Here is an 11,995-nt window from a genome sequence, read left to right as displayed (position 1 = left end):
CCTCCCGGCAAGTCTCGATTTGCCAGGCAGGAGGGAGAAAAGTGATGATCCGATCAATACTTGGCGCGGGCGCGCTGACTGTACTTACCATGATACCACAGGCCTCTTCAGCTCAGGAGGTGGAGACCGGGGCCGAGCTGTATCAGCACTATTGCGCTACCTGTCATGGGTTGGATGCAACGGGGCATGGGCCAATGGCCGGGGTGCTGGTGATCCAGCCGACAAACCTGAGAACGCTGGCCGATGCAAATGGTGTATTTCCGACGGCGCGCGTCGTGGCGCGGATTGACGGGCGCGAACCGTTGGTCAGCCATGGCAGCCCGATGCCGGTTTATGGCCCCTATTTCGAAGGTAACGACACCGCGATCAAAACGCCGGAAGGGCAGCCAATCCTGACCAGCAAGCCAATCGTGGATCTAGTGGCTTACCTGAAGACCCTGCAAGTGAACTAAAAAGCTCAGCGACAGATGCCATTAATCTCTGCGCCCGCCCAGGGTATCAGGACGGAGCTTTCGCGCCTGTTACCGGGCAATTTCGAGACTTCGAATTGGGCGCTTAGCATATCGTGCAGACGCTTGGTTCGAGGTGCGTCGGGGTCGAGCGCCCGGCAGCAAATATATTCCTCGACGATGGCGCCCTGCTGTTCGTAGCCATAGGCCAGAAAATCGGGCGAAGTATCAAGGTCGAACAGGTAAGGATCGTCCTTCCGGCCATGCTCTGCCGCAGCGCGGAACGGGTGATAACCAGTTGTCTTGCGATTTTGCCACTGCCAGACATGGGTTAATTCATGCGCAAGCAACATTGCCCCGATCAGGTTCACCTGATCGGGGTACTGGCTCATGTAGTCGTCCAGATACCAGTCCTTCGTGAAGTATACATGATTGAACAGCGCAACGCCCGCGGGTTTGCCGGTCACGGTTTCCTCTTTGACAGGTGGTAAGATTCGTTCACGGCAGGCAACCCGAGGGCGGGCTTTGCGGGTAAATGTAACCGCTGCGACGGGGGCACCCTCTACCAATCGCACACGATCCAAATTCAATGTGTCTCCGTGGATTTTACTGACAAATGCGCGCTCGTGATCGGTTAGAGGTCGACCACAGGCTACAAATAGAAACAGCAATGAAATCAACAGGGGGCGGATCATGGCATTAAGCCTAATGCGGCAGCTCGGCGCTGCAAGTCGTTTTCAAAGGCTCATCGCCAGAACCCGGCTGATTTCCGTCAGCGATCGCCCGGATTGTCCCATCCATGTATTGAACGCGGCCTGCACCGCGGCCATTGCTTTTTTGGAGGTTGCAGGTTTGTCGATAACGCCCTCAGCGATCAGACGAGCTGTTACATCTTGGGACAGAATAAAGCTGTCCCGACCGGCAAACCGCATAGCATACTGCGCCGAAGCACCGCCAAGCCGCGATCCGCGCTTGGCGAGCATCTGTAGCAAGCCGACATAATCCTGTGATGGCCACCCGCCCAGAATTTGCCCGACGCCACCTTCCGCGCGGAGTTCCAGCAGAAACGCGGCATTGTCGCGCACTGTGGCAATCTTGGTTCCGTTGCGGACAATGCGGGTGTCCTGCAGCAGTGCGTCGAATTTCTCGTCATCCATGAATGCGCAGCGTCCAATGTCGAAGCCGTCAAATGCCGTTTCGAATCCGTCCCACTTCGATTCGATCACTTTCCAGTTAAACCCTGCCTGGAACACGGTTTTCGTAATAAGCGATAACCAGCGATCATCTGACATCGCCACCAATTCGGCGATTGGTTTAGGCTTGCTTAGCTTGCTTTCCAGTTCGGCGGGGCCGCCGTGGCGATCAGCCGATATCTGGTAGATCTTTTCAAAGTGACGCATCTCCTAGACCCTCCCTTATCCAGATGCTGCCTTATTAAGAAGATTTGACAAGGCAAATCAGATCTTGAGATGAAGCGCGTGTTTTATATTGACTAGTCAATCAATATCTTTGACGGTTCCGAACTGACGGTGTTAAGTGTGTGTATTGCCGAGTGGAGCAGCAGGGATGGGTCGTGGTTTAACGCTAGATGAAGCGCGTCGGACCCGGAACAACTGTTCCCTTTCCTTTTTCGGCTAAACTTGTGCATGTTGCGAAATGTGCTGTGACCACAAATGATCCTGGGCGGGCTCGATATCGCCATGGGGCAAACGTAAAAAACAGGGAGTTGTTGTTATGAAAAAGCTAAGCGTAAGCTTTTTGGCTATCGCAGTGGCCGGGGCGGCCCATGCCGCAGATATGGGCGCGGTCGATGAACCGATCAAGCTGGCGATCAACGAATGGACCGGTCAACATGTGACCACCCATGTGGCAGGTGAGATGCTGAAGGCCGCCGGTTATAACGTAGAATACGTGACCGCCGGGATGATGAATCAGTTCCAGGCGTTGGCCGATGGGGACATTGACGCGACATTGGAAATCTGGTCGTCCAACGTGTCCGACGAATACGCCAAGAAGATCGACGAAGGCACCGTTGTTGAAATCGGCGATCTGGGGCTTGATGCCAAGGAAGGCATTGCCTACCCGGCACATGTAGCGGAGCTGTGCCCGGGCCTGCCTGCGTGGGAAGCGCTGAAAGAGTGTGCGCAAGTTTTTGCTACGGCTGAAACTCTGCCCGGTGGCCGTCTGGTCGATTACCCAGCGGATTGGGGTACGCCCGGCGCGGATCGTATGACCGGTCTTGAATTGCCGTTCAAAGCGGTCCCCGCGGGTTCCGAGGGCGCTTTGATCGCCGAATTGCGCGCCTCGACCGAGCGCAAGTCGCCGTTGCTGATCACCTTCTGGCAGCCACATTGGGCGATGTCGGCATATGACGTACAGTTTGTCGAACTGCCTGCAGGCGAAGAGGCGTGCTTTAACGATCCGTCTTGGGGCCCGAACCCCAACGCAGTGAATGATTGCGATTTCTCGCCGTCACGTATCTTCAAGGCCGGTTGGAGCGGCATGGCAGACAAGTGGCCCGCTGCCTATGAAATCCTGACTAACTATCAGCTGTCGGTCGAAGACCAGCAGCCAATGATGGGGGCGATCGACGTAGATGGTGGCGCGGTCGAAGAAGTCGTCGCGGCATGGATGGCCGAGAATGAAGACAAATGGCGCCCCGTCGTTGACGCGGCAACGCAGTGAGTCCGCTTAAGTGACTGAAGCGAATACGCCAGCCATCGCCTGCCAGAATCTCTGGCAGGTGTTTGGCCAAGGTGCCGACAAAGCTCTGACCGACGCGCTGTCTCGGTCAGGGAGTGACGCTGACAAAGCCGCCGCCGATTTGCGCGAACTGGGGTTTATCCCTGCTGTTCAGGATGCCAATTTCGAGGTCAAAGAAGGCGAGCTTTTTGTCATCATGGGTCTGTCCGGCTCGGGCAAATCGACGCTGATTCGTTGCATTTCGCAACTTCTGCCCGGTACGGGCGGCGAGATCCGTGTGGATGGCGAGAATGTCATCGGTGCATCGAAGAAAACCCTGACTGAACTAAGGCGCAAGAAGCTGGGCATGGTTTTCCAGCATTTTGGCCTGTTCCCTCATATGACCGTGGCTGAAAACGTGGCTTATCCGCTGCGTGTGCAAGGCGTCGGTAAAAAGGAACGTTTGGCACGTGCGCAGGAAGTAATCTCGCTGGTCGGCCTGGAAGGCCGCGAAGATAGCTTTCCCCGGCAGCTTTCGGGTGGTCAACGCCAACGCGTGGGGATCGCGCGCAGCCTTGCGGTGAATCCCGATATCTGGTTTCTGGACGAGCCGTTCTCGGCCCTTGATCCTTTGATCCGCCGCCAGCTGCAGGATGAATTCCTACGCATCCAGGCGACGTTGAAAAAATCCATTGTCTTTATCACTCACGACATTCAAGAGGCGCTGAAACTGGCCGACCGCATCGCCATTATGCGCGACGGCAAGATCGTTCAGATCGGCACGCCGACGGATATCGTGCTGCGTCCGGTAGACGACTACGTGCGCGAATTTTCTAAGGACGTGGCCAAAGGCCAGCATGCCAAGGTTGCTTCGGTCATGCGTGATGATGCTGAGCGTGGGCCGGATGATCCGGGCTTGACCACATCCATGACGCTCGACGCGGCGCTCGCACATTGCATGGAGCTGTATGAACCCGTGCCCGTCCGCGATGCAGACGGCAATATTGTCGGTACGGTTCATCCGTCCGATCTCGCCGCAGCTTTGCAGGTGGATGAAGCATGACCGCTGTGACGGATATCCCCGCGCGGCAGGCCCGCCTGACGGCTGGGGCGCAGGCCGCGCTGATTACCCTTGTCGTTGGTGCGGTTTGCCTTGCGCTGGAAGGCGTTGCGCCATGGCTGATCACATGGCCCAAAGAATGGGAACTGCCTGCAACGCAATGGGTTGGTGCGTTTCTCGACTGGTTTCTGAATGGCATTAAACCGGCGATGCGGTTGTTTTCGGACCTGATGACTTATCCGATGAATGCTGCAAACTACGTGCTTGGCAGCACGCCCTGGCCGATCTTGATTGGGGTCGTCACTGCGCTGGGTTGGTATCTGGGCGGTCTGCCGATGGCGGCGCTGGGGTTCTTTGGCCTCAGCTTCGTTCTGGCTTCAGGCTATTGGGCCGAGAGCATGAATACGCTGGCCCTTGTCGCCGTATCTGTCCCCGTGGCGCTGATTATGGGCGGGGCTATCGGTATTCTTGCCAATGAAGTGCCACGTGTGAAGGCCTTTGTTCAGGCAGTACTAGACATCATGCAAACGGTGCCGACCTTTGCCTATCTGACGCCGCTGCTGCTTCTGTTTGGCTTCGGTCCGGTGGTCGGCCTGATCGCTTCGGCCATCTACGCCGCGCCACCTATGGCTCGCAACGTTATGCTGGGGCTGGAACGGGTAGAGCCCGAAATCAAAGAAGCTGCGATCATGTCCGGCGGGACGCGCTGGCAGCAGCTCTTTCAGGTCGAAATTCCTGCTGCCACGACTCAGATCATGGTTGGTGTGAACCAATGCCTGATGGCCGCCCTGTCGATGGTGATCATCGCCGCGGTCATCGGCGGCTTCAACGACATTGGCTGGGAAGTCCTTTTGACCATGCGCAAGGCGCAGTTCGGTGAATCCCTCATGGCCGGTCTGGTCATCGTTGTCTTCGCAGTGATCATCGACAGGATGAGCGGCACTTTGGCGACCGAGCGCAAGCGATATGACAGCCGCGTTGTCTGGGCGATGCTGGGCTTTGCAGTGCTATTTACCGCTGCCTTCTGGTCCCGGTTGCCGAACCCGTCTGACCTTACAGTTCTGGACCCGATGGCCGAGGCGATTGACACCGGCCTGACCTCATTTACGCAGGCTAACGGGCCTTGGCTGGACGCACTCAAGAACAACTCTCTGTTTTATGTGTTGTTGCCCTTGCGGATCGGTCTGGACCAGGCTGTACTACCGTTCACCTGGGGGTTCCAGTGGACCCCGAGCATGAGCTGGGGTCTGTTCGCCGCTGGTGCGGCTATCGCTCTGCTGATGACATGGCGCGGGCATCTGACCGGTGGACTGATCGTTCTTATCCTGATCGGAATGCTGGAAACCGGCATATCAAACCTGCCTTGGCCGTTTGTCCTGACGGGCGCGGCTGCGCTGGGTTGGGTCGCGGGTGGCTGGCGTCTTGCGGCGCTGTCGGTTGGGCTGCTGTGTACCATCCTCGTTTCAGGCCTGTGGGAGCGGGCACTCCTGTCGCTCTACCTCAGCGGTGCCGCAGTGTTTTCCTGCGCAGTAGTCGGAGGGCTGATCGGTCTTGCCAGCGCAGTTTGGGGGCCGGTCTGGAAAGTGGTTCGCCCGATCTGTGATATGCTGCAGACGATCCCACTGTTTGTGTTCCTGATCCCGGTTCTGATGGTGTTTCAGATCGGTGAGTTCTCGGCCTTCTTGGCGATCTGTGCCTACGCCATCGTCCCGATGATCCGCTACACGCGACACGGGCTGGTCAACACACCCGAGGAAATGATGGAAGCCGCAATCTCCAGCGGCGCGACCGAGTGGCAGATCATGCGCGACGTCCGCGCGCCCTATGCCGCACCGACCATCCTACTGGGGCTGAACCAGACCATCCTCTATGCCTTCGCCATGCTGGTGATAGCGGCACTGATCGGGACAACCGGTCTGGGCCAGTCGATTTATCTGGCGCTGGGGCAGGCCGATGTGGGGCTTGGCATCTCGGCCGGTGCCGCCATGGCTATTTTAGCACTGATCGCTGATCGTATGGTGCAGGGTTTTGCCGAGGAACGCCGCAAGGCGCTGGGCCTGTAAGACAGGGCAGGGGCGGGTAACCGCCCCTTTGCCCTCACTTGATTTCGGACAAAGACCAGCGCGCTGTCACGGCCTAAACCGGGCGCAACACGTTCGGAGATTACGATGACTGGTTGGGGCCTCTTCCTCGCAGCACTTGCCACATTCCTTCTTAGCCACATGATTCCAGCACGCCCAGCAGTGCGCGGCTGGCTGATCGGTACGATGGGAAAGCGCGCATATTTCGCCAGCTATTCAATGATTTCTCTAGCAGTTTTGGCCTGGTTGATCATCGCCGCCGCAAATGCACCCTATGTCGAAGTGATCCCGCCGCTTCCAATCTTTCGCTGGGTGCCTTTGCTGGTCATGCCTATAGTCTGCTGGTTGGCCATTGCGGGCCTGTCGATCCGGAACCCGTTCTCATTCGGAGGGCTGGGGCACCGTCCGTTCAATCCCGAAAACCCTGGAATCCTGCGCACGACGCGTCATCCGATACTTGTGGCGTTGATGCTATGGGCTTTGGCACATCTCTTGGCCAATGGAAGCCTGTCGCATGTCATCCTGTTCGGCTTGTTTGCTGGCTTTGCGTTGATGGGCATGGCGCTCATTGATCACCGCACCGCGCGCAATTTGGGGACGGAATGGGTACGCCTTTCCCGCAATACCGCGCGCCTGTCACTCAGCGCGCCCCGCCCTTGGCCCAGCCTTTGGGTCTGGTTGACTGCTTTGGCTTCTTACGCGGTTCTCCTCCACCTGCACGCATCGGTGATCGGGCTTTCTCCGTTGCCTTGATGGATGAAGGTGGTCGGACAAGCCGACGCGTGCTATCTGAAACGTCATCGACTGAAATCTGAGGTCCAAAAAAAAATGCATCTGGCCTATGTAACGACAACCGATCGCGGTGCGACTGACCGCCTGCTTAGCGAATTTGCGGATGGTCTTGTGCAGGCCGGAACACCGATTGCCGGGGTTGTGCAGACCAACACCGAATGTGCCGACGGATATAAATGCGATATGGATCTGAAAGTCATTCCGACCGGGGAAACCATTCGCATCTCACAATCCCTTGGCAAGAACGCTCGGGGTTGCCGTCTGGATCCGGCTGAATTGGAACGGGCCGTCGGCCTCGTGACGCGGTCGCTTGAGGATGGCCCTCAATTGCTGATCATCAACAAGTTCGGAAAGCACGAGGCGGACGGGCGGGGCTTTCGCCCTATTGTCGCCGACGCACTAGAGCGTGAAATTCCCGTCTTGGTGGGCGTCAATCAGTTGAATATTGAAAAGTTTCAGGAATTCGCCGGCGGCATAGCCGAGGCGCTTGGCCCCGATGTCAGCAGCCTGACTGAGTGGTTTGACAAAATATCCCAAACTGACGTTCAACCCGCCGCGGCATCTGGCGGCTGAAGCCCAGGCATCCATCTGCTGAGCTGCGCGCATTGTTTCACGCGCCCAACTGCCGCAAAAATGGTGGACTTGAGCCCACACATCGGGTCTAGCTTCGGTCAAAGTTGCAATCCGGCGGCCAGATATCCTGGGCGAGTGCCGACGAAATGGGCTTATCCATGATCGAAGATCAGTGCGTCTCAGATGAGCGATCTCTGGAAGCCGCTTGCGGGGTCGATGACCCGGCAGCGAAGCAATCCCGTCTCGATGGGTTGATGTCGACAGATCGCTTCTGGTTAAGCATAGTCACGGCTTACTTTCTGCTTCATGTCGTATTGCGAGTTGCAACCGGCGGCGCGCTTGGTCTGGATGAGGCTGAGATACTTCTTGATGCGCGCCGCCTGGAATGGGGCTACGGCCCGCAACTGCCACTTTATGCCTGGCTGCAATGGGGCATCTTTCAGATAACCGGTCCCGGCATATTAGGGCTGTCACTGCTGAAGAACGGGATGCTGCTGGCGACGGTTGTCGCGCTGTACCTGACCATACGAACCCGTCATGCGCCACTGTGGGCAGGGCTGTCGGTCCTGTCACTTCTGATGCTCTATCAGTTTAGTTGGGAGGCGCAACGCGCGCTGACGCATACCGTTCTGGCCAATCTCTGCTCGGTTCTGACCTTCGCGGTGATTTGGTGGCTAATTCGCAAACCGACGACTTGGGGATTCGTCTTGCTGGGCGTAGTCGTGGCAATGGGAAGTTTGTCAAAATACAACTATGCGATCGCGCTGCTGGCCATGTTGCTGGCGGCTTTCAGTGCATCTGAGACGCGCAAGCCTCTCTGGTCGCCTCGACTGCTGCTTTCGTTGGGTGTCGCCGCATTGCTTGTCACACCACCGATGCTATGGGTTCTGAACAATCCCGAACACGCATTTGCAAGCGCGCGCAAGTTGGACATGAGCAGCGATGGCCCAACCACATTGATCGCGCTGCAAGGCTTGGTTGAGTTGGCCTTGGCGTCGGCTGGGTTTGTATCGCTCTTGCTAATCGTCCTGGGTGTTCTCTGGTTGGTCTACCTCAGACAAGGGGTGGCCGCCAAAGGCGATGATCTGAGGCGATTGATGACGCGTACTCTGGTCTGGGCGTTGTTACTTATGGCGGCTGTAGTGCTTGTGAGCGGAAGCACCAACGTAAAGGATCGCTGGCTGCAACCGATATTGATTTATGCCGGCCCCGTGCTGTGTTTGTGGCTACTACCCAGAACAGGTCGTAAAGGCGTAAACCGATTTGCTCAGGTCAGCGCCGTTCTAGCGGTGTTTATCGGACTGGCGATGCTGCATCACAATCTGGCAGGGGATGCCAAACGTGCGGCCCCTTTCGCTACTTTGACCTCTGAGATAATCGCGCAAACAACGCCCGAAAGTGCAATTGTTGCTGACAATTGGATTTCCGGAAACATGGCCTATTTTGCGCCCGATCATCCTGTTTACAGCGATCGGGACCCGCGCGCGCCAAATGCTGCTCTTCGGGTTTGGGAATCGGCTCGAAATGTCCCGAAGGACGTCGACCCAGCACAGGTGAAAACCTTGGTTGCGCCATACCGCTTTGACAACAACGACGAGATGACGCTGTCATTTGGACCTGTGTCGCAATAGCGCGGGGACCATGGCAACTGACAGCGCGCGGTGCAATCAAACAGTTATCGGCCTGAACGAATGGGCCAAATTTATCGGTGAGTAAGTGGTGGGCGACCCTGGAATCGAACCAGGCGTGCGTCTCCGCGAGGGAGTTACAGTCCCCTGCCACACCTTGCGGCCTGTCGCCCACTGTCAGGCGTTGCACCTGACGTGGAGGCGTGATTACTAGCGCGTCTAAAGGGCGTCAACAGGAAAATACCGCTTTGACGCAGGAAACCGAATTCCCGGCCCGGAGGCCCGTATCATGAAGAAACCAAAGTGGGTCGTTGAGAAGGAACAGGCGCGCAAAGCGGCTGCGGCAGAAACCGTCTGGCTGTTCGGTTTACACGCTGTACGCGACGCGCTGATGAACCCGAAACGGCAGAAGCTGCGCCTGATTGTGACGCGCAATGCCCGCGACAAACTGCTGGAAGCTATTGAATTTGCGGAGATTGTACCCGAGATGGTTGATCCGCGAAAATTCACCGCACCGATTGATCCGGGATCGGTTCATCAGGGTGCGGCACTTGAGGTCAAGCCGCTGGAATGGGGTGGGCTTGCCGAGAATTGTATCGGGCAGGAAAACCCACGTGTGCTTCTGCTGGACCGGGTGACAGACCCACATAACGTCGGGGCGATTCTACGCTCGGCAGAAGTGCTGGGCGCCAGCGCCGTCATTGGCACCCGCCACCATTCAGCGCCCGAGACCGGCGCTTTGGCAAAAACTGCCAGCGGCGCGTTGGAACGACAGCCCTATCTACGCGTGCGCAATTTGGCGGATACGATCATCGAGCTGCAGAACATGGGGTATTTAGTCCTGGGTCTGGATGGTGAGGCCGAACAGACGATAGAAGCCACGCTGGGCGACAAGCGTGATCGCCCGGTGGCGCTGGTGCTGGGGGCTGAGGGGCCCGGGTTGCGTCAGAAAACCAAGGAAACTGTCGATCATTTGGTAAAAATTGACGCGGCGGGGGGATTTGGTTCTCTAAACGTCTCAAATGCCGCGGCTATCGCACTATATGCATCCAAACCCAGATGACAGGAGGCCCCCATATCCACTCCACATAAAATTGCCACCTGCTGCTATTGCGGTACCCGTGCCGCATTGGTTCTTCGGGGAAAGCAACAGCACGAGCTGAGTTGCGCAAGCTGCGGCGCACCCCTGCATAATCTCAAGATGGTGCCGAAAGCCAAACTGGCAGATCGGCCGATCAAAAGTTACCAGCCGGCACAGAAGCACAAAAAATACAAAAAGAAGAAAAAGCGGGGCCTGTTCTCAAAGGTGTTGGACGAAGCCTGGGACGTGATCGAAGACGTTTTCGATTAACAACCGCACGCCAGTTCACATCGGCGTCATGGGGGTTTCAGATACGGTTTGAAATATGCATCTTGAAGCCCTCTAACCGCAATCCAGTGAATCACCTATGTTGTCTCGACGTTCCTTCTTGATCAGTCTCTCTTGTACCCCGTTTGCCTCTGTCGTCGGTGCGCAGGAAATGCCCATGTTCTACGTGGACGATGGGATGGCGGTCTCAGGCTATGATGCGGTTTCTTATTTCAAGGCTGGAGCACCAGAGTTGGGTCAGCCCGACATAGCGCTGATGTGGAAGGGTGCGATTTGGCGGTTTGCGTCAGAGGAAAATCGCGATCGATTTGAACGCAATCCGCGCGCCTATGCCCCGCAGTTTGGTGGTTACTGCGCCTATGCGATGGCGAAAGGTCTGCTAAGCAGTACCGATCCCATGGCATGGCAGATTGTGGATGGGCGGTTATATCTGACCCACTCGGAAGCGATCGAACGTATCTGGGAACGCGATGTCACCAATTACATCCGCGAGGCCGAGGGGCATTGGCCTGCGGTTCTTTACCAATAAAGCCTATTGCTCTTGGCTTAAGATCGGCGCGCGGCTTATGTAACGAGCCGTTCTGACCATGATCGCCGAAGGAAATGCGCACGGTTTCATTCGGCGGCATTCCGCCTTTTGTGATGTGTCATCACAAAAATGCGCGCGACCTCTTTTTTTTAGAAAACTCATGCTTAAATGTCACAGTGACCGCGGAATGGAACTGCCGCGGGTCATTTCACTGTCCCTCGTTCCAACAACTGGCGCTCAGGAGTTTCCTGGGCGCTTTTTTCTTTGCATGCGCTTGCTTATGGTGTGCTCATGAATGACTACTCCGACGATGTTCTGACCCAAATCCTTAGGCGCACCAAAGTGGTTGCGGTGGTTGGGGTTTCTATGAACCCGGTGCGGCCCAGCTATTACGTAGCGCGTTATCTGTCGCTCAAGGGATATCGGGTGATACCGGTCAATCCGGGCCATGCAGGCAAGATGCTGTTTGGCCAGACGGTGCAGGCTTCGCTGTCCGACATTCCCGAGCCCGTCGATATGGTTGACATCTTTCGCCGCTCCGACGCTGTGCCGCCCATTGTCGACGAGGCGCTGGATGCGTTTCCCGACTTGCGCACCATCTGGATGCAGATCGGAGTTGAACATGCCGAGGCCGCTGCTAAGGCGCAGGCCCGCGATATCGACGTAGTCATGAACCGCTGCCCCAAGATCGAATATCAGCGCCTGTTTGGCGAACTGCGTATGGGTGGGTTTGCGACTGGAGTGATTTCGTCCAAGCTGTGACGGCCCTGACGTTTGTGTCTACGTCCCGGCCTGAATTGAACAGAAATGGTGCATTTGTTGAGGGGGAGGT

Annotated in this window: 13 protein-coding genes and 1 tRNA gene; 11 read left to right on the top strand and 3 right to left on the bottom strand. The window is 56.9% G+C overall.

What is annotated here, in order from left to right; translation table 11 throughout:
* Positions 1-44: 44 nt before the first annotated feature.
* Positions 45-452 (top strand): c-type cytochrome, encoded by a 408-nt coding sequence (locus tag ACR0MP_RS09405; protein ID WP_170401475.1) that lies wholly within the window; start codon positions 45-47, stop codon positions 450-452.
* Positions 453-457: 5 nt separating this feature from the next.
* Here the strand turns inward: ACR0MP_RS09405 and ACR0MP_RS09400 are convergent, their stop codons facing one another.
* Together ACR0MP_RS09400 and ACR0MP_RS09395 are read right to left on the bottom strand one after the other, a co-directional pair.
* On the bottom strand, positions 458-1,144 hold the full coding sequence (locus ACR0MP_RS09400; protein WP_170401472.1) for a hypothetical protein: 687 nt from the start codon (positions 1,142-1,144) through the stop codon (positions 458-460).
* A gap of 42 nt (positions 1,145-1,186) precedes the next feature.
* The gene (locus tag ACR0MP_RS09395) at positions 1,187-1,849 is read right to left on the bottom strand and encodes a DNA-3-methyladenine glycosylase I (RefSeq protein ID WP_170635993.1); all 663 of its coding nucleotides are present in this window, start codon (positions 1,847-1,849) and stop codon (positions 1,187-1,189) included.
* 334 nt (positions 1,850-2,183) lie between these two features.
* Here ACR0MP_RS09395 and ACR0MP_RS09390 point away from each other — a divergent pair, with 334 nt between their 5' ends.
* The 6 genes from ACR0MP_RS09390 (at position 2,184) to ACR0MP_RS09365 (ending at position 9,268) form a co-directional block, all read left to right on the top strand.
* The gene (locus ACR0MP_RS09390; RefSeq protein ID WP_170392106.1) at positions 2,184-3,134 is read left to right on the top strand and encodes an ABC transporter substrate-binding protein; all 951 of its coding nucleotides are present in this window, start codon (positions 2,184-2,186) and stop codon (positions 3,132-3,134) included.
* Positions 3,135-3,144: 10 nt separating this feature from the next.
* Positions 3,145-4,194 carry a betaine/proline/choline family ABC transporter ATP-binding protein gene (locus ACR0MP_RS09385; RefSeq protein ID WP_170401466.1) on the top strand — a complete coding sequence of 350 codons (1,050 nt, stop codon included), beginning with the start codon at positions 3,145-3,147 and terminating at the stop codon, positions 4,192-4,194.
* The gene (locus tag ACR0MP_RS09380; RefSeq protein WP_170401463.1) at positions 4,191-6,254 is read left to right on the top strand and encodes an ABC transporter permease subunit; all 2,064 of its coding nucleotides are present in this window, start codon (positions 4,191-4,193) and stop codon (positions 6,252-6,254) included. Before ACR0MP_RS09385 ends, ACR0MP_RS09380 begins: the two co-directional genes overlap by 4 nt.
* A gap of 105 nt (positions 6,255-6,359) precedes the next feature.
* On the top strand, positions 6,360-7,025 hold the full coding sequence (locus ACR0MP_RS09375; protein ID WP_170401460.1) for an NnrU family protein: 666 nt from the start codon (positions 6,360-6,362) through the stop codon (positions 7,023-7,025).
* A gap of 75 nt (positions 7,026-7,100) precedes the next feature.
* Positions 7,101-7,637 (top strand): DUF2478 domain-containing protein, encoded by a 537-nt coding sequence (locus ACR0MP_RS09370; protein ID WP_170401457.1) that lies wholly within the window; start codon positions 7,101-7,103, stop codon positions 7,635-7,637.
* A gap of 158 nt (positions 7,638-7,795) precedes the next feature.
* On the top strand, positions 7,796-9,268 hold the full coding sequence (locus tag ACR0MP_RS09365; protein WP_480886449.1) for an ArnT family glycosyltransferase: 1,473 nt from the start codon (positions 7,796-7,798) through the stop codon (positions 9,266-9,268).
* An 86-nt stretch (positions 9,269-9,354) separates the two neighbouring features.
* On the opposite strand, the gene ACR0MP_RS09360 is transcribed toward ACR0MP_RS09365, so the two are convergent.
* Positions 9,355-9,438 (bottom strand) — tRNA-Tyr (locus ACR0MP_RS09360).
* A 116-nt stretch (positions 9,439-9,554) separates the two neighbouring features.
* Here ACR0MP_RS09360 and rlmB point away from each other — a divergent pair.
* From rlmB to ACR0MP_RS09340, 4 genes are all read left to right on the top strand, one after another.
* Positions 9,555-10,328 (top strand): 23S rRNA (guanosine(2251)-2'-O)-methyltransferase RlmB, encoded by a 774-nt coding sequence (gene rlmB, locus ACR0MP_RS09355; protein WP_170401451.1) that lies wholly within the window; start codon positions 9,555-9,557, stop codon positions 10,326-10,328.
* 12 nt (positions 10,329-10,340) lie between these two features.
* Positions 10,341-10,616: a hypothetical protein gene (locus tag ACR0MP_RS09350; RefSeq protein ID WP_255612144.1), complete on the top strand. Its 276-nt coding sequence runs from the start codon at positions 10,341-10,343 to the stop codon at positions 10,614-10,616.
* Between the two features lie 175 nt (positions 10,617-10,791).
* Positions 10,792-11,163, top strand: a complete 372-nt coding sequence (locus tag ACR0MP_RS09345; RefSeq protein WP_255611718.1) for a YHS domain-containing (seleno)protein — start codon at positions 10,792-10,794, stop codon at positions 11,161-11,163.
* 291 nt (positions 11,164-11,454) lie between these two features.
* Positions 11,455-11,925 carry a CoA-binding protein gene (locus tag ACR0MP_RS09340; protein ID WP_170401448.1) on the top strand — a complete coding sequence of 157 codons (471 nt, stop codon included), beginning with the start codon at positions 11,455-11,457 and terminating at the stop codon, positions 11,923-11,925.
* The last annotated feature ends 70 nt before the right edge of the window (positions 11,926-11,995 follow it).

The sequence above is a fragment of the Ruegeria sp. K3 genome (assembly GCF_056531845.1).
The sequence above is the reverse complement of the archived record's forward strand: the minus strand, read 5'-3'. Positions and strand labels throughout refer to the sequence as shown.

Coding starts and splice junctions, on each gene's coding strand:
- ACR0MP_RS09405 (WP_170401475.1), top strand. CDS start 45: ATGATCCGATCAATACTTGGCGCGGGCGCGCTGACTGTACTTACCATG.
- ACR0MP_RS09400 (WP_170401472.1), bottom strand. CDS start 1,144: ATGATCCGCCCCCTGTTGATTTCATTGCTGTTTCTATTTGTAGCCTGT.
- ACR0MP_RS09395 (WP_170635993.1), bottom strand. CDS start 1,849: ATGCGTCACTTTGAAAAGATCTACCAGATATCGGCTGATCGCCACGGC.
- ACR0MP_RS09390 (WP_170392106.1), top strand. CDS start 2,184: ATGAAAAAGCTAAGCGTAAGCTTTTTGGCTATCGCAGTGGCCGGGGCG.
- ACR0MP_RS09380 (WP_170401463.1), top strand. CDS start 4,191: ATGACCGCTGTGACGGATATCCCCGCGCGGCAGGCCCGCCTGACGGCT.
- ACR0MP_RS09375 (WP_170401460.1), top strand. CDS start 6,360: ATGACTGGTTGGGGCCTCTTCCTCGCAGCACTTGCCACATTCCTTCTT.
- ACR0MP_RS09370 (WP_170401457.1), top strand. CDS start 7,101: ATGCATCTGGCCTATGTAACGACAACCGATCGCGGTGCGACTGACCGC.
- ACR0MP_RS09365 (WP_480886449.1), top strand. CDS start 7,796: ATGATCGAAGATCAGTGCGTCTCAGATGAGCGATCTCTGGAAGCCGCT.
- rlmB (WP_170401451.1), top strand. CDS start 9,555: ATGAAGAAACCAAAGTGGGTCGTTGAGAAGGAACAGGCGCGCAAAGCG.
- ACR0MP_RS09345 (WP_255611718.1), top strand. CDS start 10,792: ATGTTCTACGTGGACGATGGGATGGCGGTCTCAGGCTATGATGCGGTT.
- ACR0MP_RS09340 (WP_170401448.1), top strand. CDS start 11,455: ATGAATGACTACTCCGACGATGTTCTGACCCAAATCCTTAGGCGCACC.